This window comes from Novosphingobium sp. (genome assembly GCF_031424035.1).
Taxonomy (GTDB): Bacteria; Pseudomonadota; Alphaproteobacteria; order Sphingomonadales; family Sphingomonadaceae; genus Novosphingobium.
The window spans coordinates 47,394-63,335 of record NZ_JANPGP010000006.1 but is presented as its reverse complement, the minus strand read 5'-3'; the positions used below and the strand labels follow the sequence as shown (position 1 = coordinate 63,335).

The window sequence follows — 15,942 nt, the reverse complement described above, 5'->3', positions numbered from 1 at the left end:
ATCGATATCCGGAATTATCTCGCAAACGGGGGCCTAAGTCAATCAGCCCGCAGCAGCAGCGCGCCATAGCCATAACCGCCGTTGCACACGGCACTGACCTTGGCGTCCTGCACCTGCCGTCCGCCGCCCCGGCCCCACAATTGCAGGCAGGCCTCATAGGTGTGGCCATAGCCGTGGAAGCGGCCGCCCGAGAGCTGGCCGCCGCCGGTATTGACCGGCAATTCTCCGCCAATACCGGTGCGCGTGCCGCCTTCGAAGAAGTGCGCTGCCTCGCCCGGTTGCCACAGCCCGAGCGCCTCGCCCCACAGCCAGACGTGGATCGAGAAACCGTCATAGATCTGCGCGCAGGACAGGTCCTTGGGCTTCAGATCGGTGCGCTGCCACAGCATCGCGCCAGCCTTGGTCGCCGGCAGCGTGGTGAAATCGCCGACATGGATGCCCTGCCCCAGCCCGCCCAGCGACATGCCCATCGCCTCGATATGGATCGGCGAGTTGGCGCAGTCTTTCGCCGCGTCGCGGTGCGAGATAACCAGCGCGGTCGAACCGTCGATGTGGGTATCGCAGTCATAGAGCCGCAGCGGCGAGGAGATCATGCGGCTGGCGAGGTAATTCTCGATGGTCAGCGGATCGCGATAGATCGCATTGGGATTGTGCGCGGCATTGGCGCGGGCGTTGACCGAGACCCAGCCGAGCTGTTCCTCGCCGACGCCGTACTTGTCGAAATAGGCGCGGGCGAACAGGGCCCAGTGGTTGGTCGGCGATACGGCGTGGAACGGCACGGTCCAGGCATTGTTGCCCGAAACGCGCGCGCTGGTGCCCATAAGTAAAGTCGCCTCGCGCGATTGCAGCCGCGCCTGCGCCTGCGCGACGGTGCGGAAGACGAGGACGTGGCGGCACAGCCCCGTCGCCACGGCCATGATCGCGGCGAAGATCGCGCCCATGTGGCCGGGGCCTTCGTGGTTGGCGACGCCGATCCACTTGGCATCGATGCCCAGCGCGAACATCGCCTCGTTCACGCCCACCGGCGAGATACCGCCGCCAAGGTCGGTCTTGGGCGGGTAATTGACGATGCCGTCGATGTCCTCGACCCGCAGGCCCGCGTCGGCGATGGCCATCTGGGCGGCGTCCAGCGTCAGTTCGATCGGGCTCTTCGCCGATGGCCGGCCGACTTCGGACTGGCCGATGCCAGTGATGCGGCAGAGCTTTTCGGGAAGCTCGCTCATGCGGCGGCCACTGGAGCGAAGAGCGGGAACCAGACGTCGTCCTGCTGCTCGAACGTCACTTGCACCGGCATGCCCGAACGTACGTCATCTGGCGCGCAAAGGACGTTGCTGAGGACGTAGAGTTCGGGTTGTTCGGCCAGTTCAATGGCAGCGAAGATGAAGGTGGGATCGACGCCGCGCTGCCACGGCTGGGCGTTGACGCTCCAGGTCTTGACCATGCCGCGCCCGGAAACAGCGCGAGCTTCAAGGTTCGCCGAATGACACTTCGGACAGCGAACCAGTGGTGGGTGCTGCCAATGGCCGCAGGCATTGCAGCGCTGGATACGCAGTTCGCCCTGCGCCCCGCCGGTCCAGAAGGCCTCGGTCAGCGGTTCCAGCAGCGGAAGTTTTCGCGCGCTCAAAAAACCACGCCTTTCACCTTGAGGTCGATGATCTCATCCTCGCTGAGCCCGGCGGCGGCAAGCACTTCGTCACTGTGCGCGCCAACGTCAGGCGACTGGCCTGCCGGCAGCGCCTGCCCGTCAAACTGCATCGGCACCGAGACGATGGGGATATCAATGCCGACCGTGGTCCGCACGGTCTGGAGGTAGTCGTTGGCCTGCACCTGCACGTCCTGATGCAGCTCGCCGATGTGCTGGACCACGTCCCACTGGCCGTCCTGCTGCCTCAGGATCTCGCGCCATTCGGCGAGCGTTTTTGCGGCAAAGATCGCGGTGACTTCATTGAGGCAGGATTCGATATTCTGCCCGCGTGCCTTGGCATCGGCATAGCGCGGATCGTCGGCAAGTTCGCTCCGTCCCACCAGATGCATCAGCTTCGCCCAGTACTTGTCCTGCTGCAGCATGCACAGCGACAGGAAGCGGCCGTCGCTCGTCCGGTAATTGTAGGAGAGCACGTTGTTGGGCCGGTTACGCGGCGGGCGCGGGAAGTTGTCGGTGCCGTCCATCATGGTCTGGGCAATGCCGCGCTGCATCGACCACATGGCGGCATTGAGCAGCGAGACCTCGACCGTCGAAGCCTCGCCGGTCATCGCGCGCTTGGCGATCGCGGCGCAGATGCCGCCCGCCAGCATCGATCCGGAGAGTGTATCGCCATGCGCCGGGCCGGCCGGGCTGACCGGATAGTCCGCATCAGGCTCGGTCAGCGCCGAGGCAATGCCGCCGCGCGCCCAATAGGAGATTGCGTCATAACCGCCCTTGTCGCCCTCAGGTCCGCGATGACCGACCGCGCTGCCGAAAGCGTAGATCAGCTTGGGGAAGCGGGCGCGCAGCGACTTTTCGTCGATGTTCATCGCGAGGCGCGCGCGCGGCAGGAAGTTTGTCAGGAAAACGTCGGCATCCTCGAGCAGGCGCATCAGCACCGCTTGCCCTTCCGCCGATTTCAGATCGAGCGTGATCGATTTCTTGCCGCGGTTGTAGCACTCCCACGACAGTTCCATCTTCTCCGCGCCGGTCGCGCCGGGGACCGAGCGCAGGCCACGGATCGGATCGCCGCTGATCGGTTCAACCTTGATAACCTCGGCGCCCATGTCACTGAGCATCGCACCAGCGACTGGCACGAAGGCCCACATCGAAGCCTCGACCACCTTGATTCCTTCGAGCGGCCTGCCCATGCCTGTTCTCCCACGGTGTTCACGTTTTTCACAGCCTAACCCGGCTTGACTTCGGGTCAATCGTTTTCGAATATGCGATAGAAAGTTCGAAATAGCGAATTGTTGGCTGGCCTCACCCTAGCTGACCGACCCCGGAGAGTCACCGAAATGCTGAGTGCCAAGGTCCCTGAAAAGCTTGCCGATGCGCTTTCACCCGAGTGGCTGTCGGGCGCGCTGGGCGCGGCGATCGCCCGCGTCAACACGGTAGAGGTGATCCGCACGGTCGCCACCAAGGCGCGGTTCGTGGCGCACCCGGCAGACGGTTCACCGCCGCTGACGCTATGCCTCAAAGGCTTGCTCGACGGCGACGAGATGACCCGCATGGGCGGCCCGACCATGGTGCGCGAGGCCGACTTCTACGGGAAGGTCGCAGCCCACGTCGCAGTGCGCGTGCCCAGCCTGCACACCAGCGTGATCGACCGGGATGCACGGCAGGCCATCGTCATCATGCGCGACCTGATCGCCGAGGGCGCAGCGTTCTGCTCCGCGCTCGAACCTTTCACAGCCGACGATACAGCCACCAGCCTCGAGCAATTGGCCGCGCTCCACGCCGGGCGCGGGCTGCTGGCGAGCGAGCCGTGGATCACCCGCCGGATCGACGAATTTGCCGCGCGCCCGCACCTGAGCATTGAGCAACTTCAGGAACTGCTCGACGATCCGCGCGGGGTGCCGCTCGCCCCGCGCACGAAAGACGCCGCGCGCCTGCTCGCCGCGCTGGCCCCGCTCGCCGCGCGCGATGCCGGCCGGGCGCAGTTCCTCGTCCACGGCGATGCCCATGCCGGCAACATCTTCCGCACCTCGGAAGGCCCCGGCCTGATCGACTGGCAATTGCTGCAGGCCGGCGGCTGGGCGCTCGATGTGGCCTATCACATTGCCGCAACCTTGCCGGTCGAGGTCGCCGCCGCCGAAGAGCGCCGCCTGCTCGGCCATTACCTTGGCCACATGCACGCACTCGGCTGCCCCATGCCGGACGATGACACCGCCTGGCGCGAATACCGCGAGGCGATGGTCTATGGCTTCTACCTCTGGGCGATCACCCGCCGGGTCGATCCGCCGATCATCCATGCCTTCACCGCGCGGCTTGGTGCCGGGGTCGAACGGCTGGACAGCTTCAGACTGCTGGGCGTTTAGAAACGCGAACGGGGGACAGGATTGCTCCTGCCCCCCGCAGCTAACGGTCACGCCTTGGGAGGAGCCGACCGCCGCTAGACCGTCGCGTCAACCGCCGCCGAAGGCAAAACGCAGGCGCACGCCGTACATCCGCGGCGGGCCGTACATGAAGTCACTGATGCCCGACGATTCGAAGCCGCCGCCGGCAGAGGTCCGGTAAAGCTGGTTCGTAACGTTGGTGGCAAAGCCGATCACATCCACCCCGGTGCCGCCGATATTCGCCCATGTCGCATTGAGGTTGAGCAGGTTGGTCGATGGGATGCTGGCATTACCGTCCACCAGCTGCGACGAGGTATGGGTGAAGATCGCGCCCAGCGTGATCTTGCCCAGTTCCTCGGGCGTCGGGATCGTCAGGTCAGCCGATGCCGTCAGGCGGTGATGCGGTGAGTAGGACAGGTCGCCGCCCACTTGTCCGCGCGGGATGATCTGCTGGAAAGGACTGTTCGCCGCCAGGGTTGGCGTGATCAGCTCCTTGATCTCGGTATCAAGGTAGGAATAGCCCACCGAGAGCCGCAGTATCCGGCCCAGATTGACTCCAGAATCCACTTCGATGCCCTTGATCACGGACCGCCCGGCATTGATGATCGCCGCACCGCCGGAGAGGCCCGAATTGGGCTTGGCGATCAGCGCGCCGAAGATCTGCTGGTCGGTGAAATTGTTGTAGAACGCGGCAAAGTTGAAATAGCCCGGCACCGATCCGCCAAAGGTGAACTTGCCGCCCACTTCATAGGTATCGACCTTTTCCGGACCCGCCGTTTCAATGCCCGGGTTGGTGAAGTTCACCGTACCCTGACGATATCCGCGCGACCACTTGGCATAAACGAGGATATCGTCGCTCGGCTTGAAATCAACACCCAGCAACCAGGTCGGCTTGCTGGACTTGGTGACGATCCGCGTGCCGCACAGCGAAGTGTCGGGCGTCGCCAGCAGGTTGACCGTGGGGTGGTTCAGAACGTCGTTACACACCCGCTGCGCAGGGATCGTCCCCACGCCGGGGATCGTCGCCAGGATGAAGCGGTTCGATTCCGAATAGCCGTCGATCGTGTCGAAGGTGTAGCGGAAGCCGCCGGTCAGCGAGAGCTGGTCGGTGAACTTGTAGGTCGCCTGCGCGAAAACGCCGTGGTTGTTGAAATTGAACCGGGTGCGCGATTCCGAGATGATCACGCCCGGCGCGGTGAAGCTGGCAGACAGCGGCACCAGCGGCAGCGCGCCGGTGCAATTCAGCGTGCCCGGATCGGTGCACTGGCCATAGATGCCCGTGCGCTGCTGGTTCCAGCCCAGTGGTCGGCTGAACTCGAGGTAGCCGCCGACGACATAGCTCAGCCGGTCATCCGAAGTGCGGCCTTGCAGCTGCAGTTCCTCGGTCCAGGTGCTGCCCGATGCCGCGTCGTAACCCGGCTGGGTGCCCAGTTGGATGTACTGGAAGCGCGACCCCGGCAGCGGCCCGCCGCGCCCGGCAAAGAACTGGGTCGTCGAATTGTTCGGCACGAAGAAGTTGTCGCTGTAGAGTTCGAATGCGCTCTGCTCGCGGTATTCGCCATAGCTGAGAGTGTTCTTGACAGTGAGCGTGTCGCTGGCTTCCCATTTGGTGGTGTTGATCACCTGCCACAAGTTCAGCAAGATGCGCGGGTTCTGTGCCGAGACTTCGACATCGAGCGGGCCATCGCCGCGCGCCTTCTGCCGGGCGATCTGGTCGCAGGCGGCAATCGAGGTGTAGTACCGTGTCAGGCTGCCGCCGACGAGCGGCGAGGCGGCATTGGGGTCGCAGGTTTCATAGTGCGAGGCATAGCCGTTGGTGTCTGACCGGCTGTAAGTCGCGATGATCGTGTTTTCGAGGGTCGGCGTCAGCTCGCCCAGGATCGACAGGCGCCCGTAGAAGTAATTGACGTCGTTATAGTCCGCCGGGCCGATCCCCGAACGATTGCGCATATAGCCATCGCGTTCGTTGCGGTCGAACGACAGGCGCACCTTGAAGGTTTCGGCCAGCGGAATGTTGAGCGCGCCTTGCAAGCGCTTCTGGTCGAAATTGCCGTAAGTCCCTTCAAGATAGCCGCCGAATTCGCTGGTTGGCCGCTTGGGCACCAGCAGGATCGCGCCGCCGGTGGTGTTGCGGCCGAACAGCGTGCCTTGCGGGCCCTTAAGCACCTGCACGTTCTGCAGGTCGGTAAACGAACCGGCGCCAACCGTGTTGCCGCCAGCCGTGCCGCCCTGTGCGCGGGTGCCGACGACATCGGCGAAATAGACGCCGACGGTCGGCGCGGTGGATGCGTCCTGGTTGAAGCCGCGAATAGCGAAGGTGGCTTTTTCCGGGCCAAAACGGGTGTTGGTTGAAAGTGACGGCGTGTAGGCCGCGAGATCCGAGGCAACGGCGACGTTGCGCTGGCTCAGCTGTTCCTGGTTGAACACCGTGATCGAGATGGGAACGTCCTGCAGGCGTTCCTCAACGCGGCGGGCGGTCACGACGATATCGACAGGTGAATTTGCCGATTCGTCATCGCCGGCATCCTGCGCCAGCGCGGCACTGTTCATGCCAAGCGCGAGCACGGCGGCAAAAATGGATCCAGTTGTCCTGTAAATCGCCTTCATGGTCTTCTCCCAAGTTTGTGACGCCGGCATCTGCCTTAAGTCGGTCCTCACGGGCTCTGACGGCCCAATTAAATTCGTAGTTATGAAATACGATGGATCATAACAACATTGCTTAAGCCCTGCGTCAAGCGTCTTTGCGCTCGCCAGCTTGCATGGGGGAGCAATCGGCCATGACTACACAGAGCTTCGATCCAGTTTCACGCGAAACTGCAAAGCCGATTGACGACGCTCTGACAAAATGAGAAAATGCGAATTATTTTTCGCAACTGCGAATAATTTGGGAGCACGCATGGACTACGCCGGCTATATCGACGGGCAATTCGTCAAGGGCGAGGGCGCGGCCTTTGTCGTCGAGAACCCGTCGGACGGCAGCACTGTGGCGACGATTGCCGGCCTCTCCCCCGATCAGACCGGACAAGCCGTCGCCGCCGCACGCCGCGCTTTCGACAAGGGCGACTGGAGCGGCATGGCCCGCGCCGAGCGGACCGCGATTATGCGCCGCTATGCCGAGGCGCTCGCCACTCACGCTGGCCGCCTAAAGGAGCTGGCCGTGCTCGAGGCCGGTTGCCCGCTGTCCTCCTCGGTCATGTTTGCGCAGGTGCAGACGCCATTGCGCCATGCCGCCGAGATCCCCGACGTCTACATGAGCATGCCCGAGATCGAGGACAACCCGCTGCCGATGCACGAGCGGCTGGGCATGGCGGGAATGCCCATGCAATCGATCCGGCGCTATCTGCCGCACGGGGTTGTCTCGGCCATCGCCGCCTACAACGTGCCGCTGTTCACCGCGCTGTGGAAGGTGATCCCGGCGCTGGTCACCGGCAACACCGTGGTGCTGCGACCCAACCCGCTGACGCCGATCTCGGCGATGATCTTCGCTGAGGCTGCGGAAACCGCGGGCCTGCCGCCGGGCGTGCTCAATGTGGTGATCGAGGGCGGGCTGGAAGGCGGGCAACTGATGTCCAGCGATCCCCGCGTCGATATGGTCTCGTTCACCGGCTCGGTCGGCGTCGGCATTGCCATCGCCCAGCAGGCCGCGCCAACGCTCAAGCCGCTGGTGCTCGAACTCGGCGGCAAGTCGGCGCAGATTTTCCTGCCTGATTCGACCGACAAGGCCCCGATGCACGCCCGCGTGATCTGCGTCAGCCATGCCGGCCAAGGCTGCGCGCTCGGCACCCGCATTTTCGTGCCGGAGGAGAGCAAGGCCGAGGTCCTCGCCAAGGCAAAAAGCCTGCTGGCGGCAATCCGCATCGGCCCGGCGAATGATCCGGCGACCGAGACCGGCCCGGTGATCAACGAAACCGCCGTCGCCCGCTGCGAACGCATCGTCGCCGATGCCGTGGCGGCGGGGGCCACGGTGGTTCACGGCGGCAAGCGCTGGACCGACATTCCCGGCGGCCACTACTTCGAGCCGACGCTGCTCGACCTGCCCGACAACGCCAATCCCGCCGCGCAGGAAGAGGTCTTCGGTCCGGTCGTCTCGGTGATCGGCTACCGCGATCTCGACCATGCCATCGCCATGGCCAACGATTCGAAGTTCGGCCTTTCCGGCTGGGTCCACGGCGCTGACAAGCGCGTGGCGGTCCGGGTGGGTGAAGCGATGCGGTCGGGCTCGATCAACGTCAACAACGGCGTCACCAGCGCCTGGGCATCGATGGGCGGCATCAAGCTGTCCGGACAGGGACGTGAGCGCGGGCCGGAGGGCATTCGCGCCTTCCAGCAGGTCAGCGTCCTCAATTTCAGCTGAAGGTAGCACCATGGCACAGAGCGAAACCATCGAACGGCCCGAAGACCAGCAGGCCCGCCTTATCGAGATGTTCTCGGTGAGCAGCCAGGCGGGCAATGCCGGGCTCGACACTGATCGCGACTATTCAGACGCGATCAACGAGCTGCGCGAGGCGGGATCGGTGCAGAAAGGCAGTCCGCGCAGCCTGCTCGGCCTGCCTGAAATCATGGGCGGCACGACGGTCGAGCGCGAGGACTGGACCCTGCTGGGTTTCGACCCCTGCGAGCGGGGCTTCCGCGAAAACCTCATCTTCTCGTCCGAAATCATGGCCGAAAGCCCCGGCCTCAAGCAGGTCGGCCCGACGATCCTCCAGATGATCGGCAAGGAGCACAAGCGCAACCGCGCCGTCGCCCAGCCCCTGTTCCTGCGCCCGCGCACGATGGACTGGTGGAAGCCCAACTGGATCGACCAGGCCGTCACTTCGCTGCTCACCCCGCTGGAGGACAAAACCCGCGCCGACCTCAACCTTGAGCTTTGCGCCTGGCTGCCGATGTTCGTCGTCACGCGCAGCCTTGGCCTTGCCGGCAGCGACGAGCTGGCCTTCCGCTTTCACCTGACGCGCAGCAGCTTTGGCGCGCGCGACCATACGCCCGAGGAAGTGGCGGAATCGCGCAAGGTGGTCGATGGCATCCTCACCGAAATGGTCGCCTCGCGCCGCGCCCAGCCGCAGGACGATGTCGTCTCCGGCCTCCTCGAAAACGATATCAAGCTGCCTGATGGCACCACCCGCAAGATGACGCAGGACGAACTGTTCTCCTTCGCCAAGCTGGTGATCTTCGCCGGCGGTGGCACGACCTGGCGGCAGCTCGGCATCACTATCGATGCGATGCTCACGCACCGCGAGGTGTGGGACGAATGCCTCGCCGACCGTGACCAGATCGAGGCCGCCGTGGACGAAGTGCTGCGCTGGCGAGCGACCTCGGGCAATTTCTACCGCGTGGCCACGCAGGACATCGAAGTGGACGGCGTGACCATTCCAGAAGGCGCCCGCGTCAACCTGTGGCTTGCCGCCGCCAATCGTGACCCACGCGCTTTCGACAATCCGGACGCGTTCGACATTCACCGCCCCAAGCAGCACCACCTCGGCTTCGGCCTCGGCCCGCACCGCTGCCTTGGCATGGACGTCGCCAAGCAGGAGATGATCGCGGCGATAGGTGGCCTGATGGATCGCTGGCCGAACCTGCGATATGATCCGGCGGCACCGAAGCCGATCTTTGCTGGGCTCGACATGCGGGGGATGACCGCGCTGCCGGTGGTTCTTGACTAAGCTTGACTTGCCCCCGCCCGCCCGCTTCACCGCAAGGTCATGGGCGGATGGCATTTCTGGATCGATCGCGGCGGGACATTCACCGATGTCGTCGCGCGCGCGCCGGGCGGAGAGATCCTCACCCACAAGCTGCTGAGTGAGAACCCGGAGCACTACCGCGATGCCGCCACCGCCGGCATCCGCGCCGTTCTGGGACTTGCCGCCGATGCCCCGATCCCGCCTGAGCAGGTCGCCGAAGTCCGCCTCGGCACAACCGTGGCGACCAATGCCCTGCTCGAACGCAAGGGCGCGAAGGTCCTGCTGCTGGTGGATCGCGGTTACGGCGACCTGCTGCGCATCGGCCACCAGACCCGCCCCGACCTGTTCGCGATGGAAATCCGCCTGCCCGAGCCGATTTACGCAGGCGTGCTGGAAGTTGGCGGGCGTGTCGGCGCGGATGGCGCGGCGCTGGACAGGCTCGATGAAGCGGCGCTGCTGGATGCCCTCAAGGCCAAACGCGCGGAAGGCCTAGAAACCTGCGCCGTGGCGCTGATCCACGCGTGGAAATTCCCCGAGACTGAAGCGCGCATTGCCGCTTTGGCACGACAGGCCGGCTTCACCCACGTTTCGGCCAGCCACGAGGTTTCGCCCCTCCTCGGCCTTGTCGCGCGAGCGCGGACCACGGTGGTCGACGCCTATCTCGGCCCGGTGCTGCGCTCCTATGTCGAGCAGGTCGCGGGTGAGCTTCCCGGCGTGCCGCTGTCGTTCATGCAATCGAACGGAGGCCTGGCCGCAGCCGAGCAATTTCGCGCCAAGGATGCGATCCTGTCCGGTCCCGCTGGCGGCGTGGTTGGCGCGGCCAAATCAGCCGGAGAAGCAGGCGAGGACCGCGTGATCGCCTTCGACATGGGCGGCACGAGCACCGATGTTGCGCTCTATGCCGGAACCTTCGAGCGCCAGTATGACACCCGCATTGCCGGGGTCGAACTGCGGGTGCCGATGCTGGCAATCGATACGGTCGCGGCGGGCGGCGGATCGATCCTCTCGTTCGATGGCGCCCGCCTGCGGGCCGGTCCGGAGAGCGCCGGGGCCAATCCGGGACCTGCCGCATACCGGCGCGGCGGGCCGCTGACCGTGACCGATGCCAACGTGCTTTGCGGCAAGATCCAGCCCGCCCATTTCCCCGCCGTGTTCGGCCCGGCCGGCAACGAACCGCTCGATGCCGGTGCCGTCGCCGCGAAGTTCGACGAGCTGGCAAAGGCCGCTGGCCGCCCGCCGCGAGAACTGGCCGAGGGGTTTCTCACCATCGCCGTCGCCACCATGGCCGCCGCGATCAAGCGCACCGCCCTGTCGCGCGGCGAGGATGCCGGCGGCTTCACCCTGCAATGCTTTGGCGGCGCGGGCGGGCAACACGCCTGCCGCGTGGCCGAGGAACTGGGCATGACCCGCGTGCTGGTCGATCCGCTGGCGGGCGTGCTCTCGGCCTATGGCATCGGACTGTCACAACGCTCAGCGATCCGGCAGGCGGCGCTTGAACTGCCGCTGGGCAGCGACCTCGCCCCCCGCCTTGCCGCGCTGGAGGCAGAGGCACGGGCCGGGCTTGATCCCGCCGCCACGGCCACCGCGACCGTCCACTTGCGCTACGAAGGCACCGATGCCGCACTCGGCGTGCCGCTCGGCAAGATCGAAGCGATGCGCGCCGCCTTCGAGGAAGCGCATCAGCGCCGCTTCGGCTTCATCACCCCCGAACGCGCGCTGGTCGTCGCCGAACTCGCGGTCGAAGCAGTAGAACCCGGACCCGACCTGCGCCGCCCGGCGCTTCCCAAAGGCACAAGCGCCGCACCAATCGATAATGTCTCGCTTTGGACCGGCGGACGCGAATGGCAGGCGCCGGTGTTCGATCGTGACGCGCTAGGCAGCGGCGACATCCTCCCCGGTCCGGCGCTCATCCGCGAGGCCATCGGCACGGTCGTCATCGAACCCGGCTGGCGCGGCGAAGTGCTGGCGAACGGCGCCCTGCTGCTCACCCATGTCGAAGCCGCCCCTGCCGCGCAGCCCGACCTGTCGCGCCCCGATCCGGTCCTGCTCGAACTGTTCAACCAGCTGTTCATGGGGCTGGCCGAAGCGATGGGCGCGGTGCTTGAGGCGACATCGTCGAGCGTCAACATCCGCGAACGGCTCGATTTCTCCTGCGCACTGTTCGATGCGGCGGGCAATCTTGTTGCCAATGCGCCGCACTTGCCGGTGCACCTCGGCTCGATGGGTGAGGCGGTGCGCACGGTGATCGCCAGCCACGGCGCGGACCTGCGCCCGGGCGACGCGGTGGTGCTCAACAATCCCTACAACGGCGGCACGCACTTGCCCGATGTCACAGTGGTCTCGCCGGTGTTCGACGAGGCGGGCGAGCACATCCGCGCCTTCGTTGCCAACCGGGGGCACCATGCCGACATCGGCGGGCGCACACCGGGATCGATGCCGCCCGATTCGGTGCGGCTCGAAGAGGAAGGCGTGGTCATCGACCCCATGCTGCTGGCGCGCGGCGGACGGTTCCTTGAAAGCGAATTCCGCGCCGTTCTCGCCACGGGCGCATGGCCCGCGCGCAATCCAGACATGAACGTCGCCGACATCAAGGCGCAGCTCGCCGCCAACGCCACCGGCGCGCGCGAGATCGCCGCACTCGTGGCGCGCTGGGGCTGGCCCTGCGTGCTCGCCTATATGGGCCACGTCATGGACAATGCCGAAGAGAGCGTACGCCGCGTCATCAGCCGGCTGGCGGATGGGCGGTTCAGCTTGACCGCGGATCAGGGCGGATCGATTGAAGTCGCGGTCACGCTCGACCGCGCGGCGCGTTCGGCGCGCATCGATTTCACTGGCACCAGCGCCGAGCGTGAAGGCAATTTCAACGCGCCGCCCGCCGTGACCCGCGCCGCCGTGCTTTATGCCTTCCGCTGCCTGACCGGCGATGCCCTGCCGCTCAACGAAGGCTGCCTGCGCCCGCTTGAGATCGTCATTCCCGCCGGCACCTTCCTTTCGCCCGCGCCCGGCCGCGCGGTGGTGGCGGGCAATACCGAGGTCAGCCAGGCGATTACCAATGCCGTGTTCGGCGCGCTCGGTGCGCTCGGCGCCGGGCAGGGAACGATGAACAACTTCCTGTTCGGCAACGCCCGCCACCAGTATTACGAGACGATCTGCGGCGGCGCGGGCGCCGGGTCGGGGTTTGCCGGGGCCGGGCCGGTCCACACCCACATGACCAACACGCGCATCACCGATCCCGAAGTGCTGGAACTGCGGCTGCCGGTGCGGTTGGAGGAGTTCTCCGTCCGGCGCGGGTCGGGCGGCAAGGGCCGATGGCCCGGCGGTGACGGCGTGCGGCGCAAGCTGCGTTTCCTTGAAGACATTACCGTCACGCTGGTTTCCTCCAGCCGCAAGGTTGCGCCCTTCGGCCTTGCAGGCGGCGGCGATGCGGCCTGCGGGCGGCAATGGATCGAGCGCGCCGATGGCCGCATCGATCCCTTCGGCGGCACCGATGAAGCGGAGGTTTCCTCCGGCGATGCGGTGGTCATCGAGACTCCCGGCGGCGGCGGTTTCGGCCCACCCTTGGTCGGCGGGTAAGCGCCTTTCATCGATAGCGGATAGCCCGGCCGCCACCCCGCGCCTAACGCCGGCCGTGCAGGAGGGGCACCTGTTCGGGCGCGCATCGCGGGGGAGACCTCCGCAAGCTTCCCGGTAGCGATTTTGGGAAGCGGAAAAGCCTTTTTTATGAAATCTCTATGCCCCGCGGCTCTGCCGCTCCGTCGCGGATTCGCGCTTGTCGCCGCTCTGGCTTTCACCGCGCCCGCACTGGCAGAGGACAGTGCCGAGGGCGTGGCTCCTGCCCAGGCAGAGCAAGGCCGCAGCACGGTCTACCAGCCAGACTATTTCGCCCAGTTCGCCCCTTCGAACGCGCTCGACATCGTGCGCCGCGTGCCCGGTTTCGTGCTGGAAGAGACCAACACCGAAGTGCGCGGCTTTTCCGGCGCGGCGGGCAATATCGTGGTCAATGGCGCGCGGCCTTCATCCAAGACCGAGACGCTTGGCGCGATGCTCGCCCGCATTCCCGCGCGGCAGGTGCTGCGCGTGGAAGTCAGCCCGGGCGATCTTTACGGCTCTGACTATGCCGGCAAGAGCCAGGTGCTCAACGTTGTCCTGCGCCGCGAAGGCGGGTTCGATGGCAACGTCAAGGTGGGCGCGACCCGGCTGCACGACGGCACGGCAATCCCGATTGTCGAGGCATCGGCGCTGATCCGCAGCGGGGCCTCCACCTTCAACCTTTCAGCCGGACTTGGACGCGGCGCCAATGTCGAGCTGGGCTATGACGACATTCGCCGGGCCAGCGACGGGACGCGGCTGGAACTGCGCGACAAGGTCAACACCATCGACGAGCGCAACCCCTTTGTCTCGGCGGCATGGTCGCACGAGGGCGGCACCAATCGCTCGGCGCATCTCAACCTGCGCTACGCTCCCAGCCACTTCACCCTGCGGCAGACCAACCACGTCACCCCAACCGGCGGGCAAGTGCGCGACGACCGGCTGACCCAGGATTACCGCAACACCGGCTACGAGATCGGCGGCGACGTCACCCGGCCTCTGGCGGGCGGCGCGATCAAGTTCGTCGCGCTGGCCAACCGGCGGGAACGCGACAATTACGACGCCTCGTTCAACCGCGTGAACGGCGCGACAATTGGCGGCTACGAACAGATTCAGGTCGCCCGCTATGACGAGGCGCTGGGCCGGCTGAGCTGGACTCACCCCTCGGTTCTGGGCTTTTCCACCGAGGCCGGGACGGAACTGGCCTATAACAAGCTGCAAAACGCGACCGAGCTTTACCTGCTCGGCACCGGCGGGGCGCGCAACCGCATCGACCTGCCGATCGATTTCGCCACGGTCGATGAAGTGCGGGCCGAAACCTACCTCAATCTGGGCCGCCAGCTTTCCAGCGCCCTGCGGCTCGACACGTCCTTCGCCTATGAAACCTCGCGCCTGACGGTGGGCGGCGATACCTCGGCCAGGCGCGTGGTCAGTTTTTTCAAGCCGGGCATGACGCTCGACTGGAAGGACAAGTCCGGCTCGCATGTCCAGGTCTCGCTCCGGCGCGAGGCGGCGCAGCTCGATTTCTATGACTTCATATCGTCAGCCGAACTGGCCAACGGGCGCTTCAACGGCGGCAATGCCGAACTCAAGCCCCAAAGTTCGTGGGAAGCGCGGCTGACGGCCGAACGGCCAGTGCTCGGCCGCGGTCTGGTCAAGCTGGTGCTCGGGCATGACTGGGTCAGCCAGTTGCAAGACCGCGTGCTGACGCCCGACGGCTTCGACGCGCCTGGTAACCTCGGCAATGGCACGCGCCGCTTCGCCCGGTTCACCTTCGATGCCCCACTCGACAAACTGGGGCTCAAGGCGACGCGGCTGAAGGTCGAGGGCGGCGTGCAGGAAACCAAGGTGCGCGATCCGCTGACTGGCGGGATCCGCGCGTGGAGCGGGTTCTGGCCCGAATGGGACTACCGCATCGAATTGCGCCGCGATCTGGCGAAATTGTCCTACGGTGCAACCTGGAACCACCGCTCGACCTTCGCCTTTTACCGCACCGACGAGGTCGACGTGCTGCTGAACGAGAAACCTTACGTCAGCGCCTTTGCCGAGTTTCGTCCCGACAAGCGCACAACGCTGCGCCTCGATGTCGACAACGCGCTGGATAGCTCTTCCCAGCGAATGCGGACCTTCTTTTCCCCGAACCGCAGCAATCCGGTGCCGTTTATCACCGAATTCCGCCACCGCGACGCCCACGTCAAACTGACCTTCTCGATCAACCGCACATTCGGCGGCGGCAGCTGAAGGACGCCGCCTCGCCCTGCCTTGGCTACAGCCCGCTTCGCCGCAACCGCCACCTCCTGTTCATGCCGAGCGGCGCTTTCACGCGTTTGAGCGGCGAAATCACAAAAAACAGGAGCATCATCATGAATTTCGGGATCCACAAGGCAGCGGTCGCAATGGCGGCCATGGCTCTTACCCTCGGCACTGTCGGCACGGCTGAAGCCCGCGCCTGCAAGCGCCTGACCAAGACCGAAGGCGCAGTCGTTGGCGCAGTCGCCGGCGGCGTGCTCGGCCATGTCATCGGCGGACGCGGCAACCGCACCACCGGCACGGTGATCGGTGCAGGCGTTGGCGGCGTTGCCGGCCACGAAATCGCCCGCAAGAAGTACAACCGCAACTGCGGCCGCCGCCGCTAAGCCGGAATCACTTCCGC

10 protein-coding genes are annotated in these 15,942 nt (G+C 65.6%); 6 read left to right on the top strand and 4 right to left on the bottom strand.

Translation table 11 applies throughout. The features are described from left to right. Window positions 1–38: 38 nt before the first annotated feature. From RMO89_RS00420 to RMO89_RS00410, 3 genes are read right to left on the bottom strand one after another with little or no spacing between them, the layout of a single operon-like run. Window positions 39–1,223, bottom strand: coding sequence for a thiolase family protein (locus RMO89_RS00420; protein ID WP_310530542.1), 1,185 nt, complete (start codon window positions 1,221–1,223; stop codon window positions 39–41). Next, on the bottom strand, window positions 1,220–1,624 hold the full coding sequence (locus tag RMO89_RS00415; RefSeq protein WP_310530541.1) for a zinc ribbon domain-containing protein: 405 nt from the start codon (window positions 1,622–1,624) through the stop codon (window positions 1,220–1,222). Before RMO89_RS00415 ends, RMO89_RS00420 begins: the two co-directional genes overlap by 4 nt. After that, a complete protein-coding gene (locus RMO89_RS00410) occupies window positions 1,621–2,835 on the bottom strand; it encodes a CoA transferase (RefSeq protein ID WP_310530540.1) in 1,215 nt (404 codons plus the stop codon). The genes RMO89_RS00415 and RMO89_RS00410 overlap by 4 nt, the downstream gene beginning before the upstream one ends. A 147-nt stretch (window positions 2,836–2,982) precedes the next feature. Here RMO89_RS00410 and RMO89_RS00405 point away from each other — a divergent pair, with 147 nt between their 5' ends. Further along, window positions 2,983–4,005, top strand: coding sequence for a phosphotransferase (locus RMO89_RS00405; RefSeq protein ID WP_310530538.1), 1,023 nt, complete (start codon window positions 2,983–2,985; stop codon window positions 4,003–4,005). Window positions 4,006–4,092: 87 nt separating this feature from the next. Here RMO89_RS00405 and RMO89_RS00400 read toward each other — a convergent pair whose 3' ends face one another. Further along, window positions 4,093–6,630, bottom strand: coding sequence for a TonB-dependent receptor domain-containing protein (locus RMO89_RS00400; protein WP_310530537.1), 2,538 nt, complete (start codon window positions 6,628–6,630; stop codon window positions 4,093–4,095). Between the two features lie 289 nt (window positions 6,631–6,919). Between RMO89_RS00400 and RMO89_RS00395 the strand changes: the two genes are divergently transcribed. The 5 genes from RMO89_RS00395 (at window position 6,920) to RMO89_RS00375 (ending at window position 15,925) form a co-directional block, all read left to right on the top strand. Beyond that, a complete protein-coding gene (locus tag RMO89_RS00395; RefSeq protein ID WP_310530535.1) occupies window positions 6,920–8,377 on the top strand; it encodes an aldehyde dehydrogenase family protein in 1,458 nt (485 codons plus the stop codon). 10 nt (window positions 8,378–8,387) lie between these two features. Continuing rightward, entirely contained in the window at window positions 8,388–9,683 is a 1,296-nt protein-coding gene (locus RMO89_RS00390; RefSeq protein ID WP_310530534.1) for a cytochrome P450, read from the top strand. Between the two features lie 39 nt (window positions 9,684–9,722). Then, the gene (locus RMO89_RS00385; protein WP_310530532.1) at window positions 9,723–13,274 is read left to right on the top strand and encodes a hydantoinase B/oxoprolinase family protein; all 3,552 of its coding nucleotides are present in this window, start codon (window positions 9,723–9,725) and stop codon (window positions 13,272–13,274) included. A gap of 147 nt (window positions 13,275–13,421) precedes the next feature. Beyond that, the gene (locus RMO89_RS00380) at window positions 13,422–15,530 is read left to right on the top strand and encodes a hypothetical protein (RefSeq protein ID WP_310530531.1); all 2,109 of its coding nucleotides are present in this window, start codon (window positions 13,422–13,424) and stop codon (window positions 15,528–15,530) included. Window positions 15,531–15,652: 122 nt separating this feature from the next. Continuing rightward, complete coding sequence (locus tag RMO89_RS00375; protein ID WP_310530530.1) at window positions 15,653–15,925, top strand: glycine zipper 2TM domain-containing protein; 273 nt, start codon at window positions 15,653–15,655, stop codon at window positions 15,923–15,925. The last annotated feature ends 17 nt before the right edge of the window (window positions 15,926–15,942 follow it).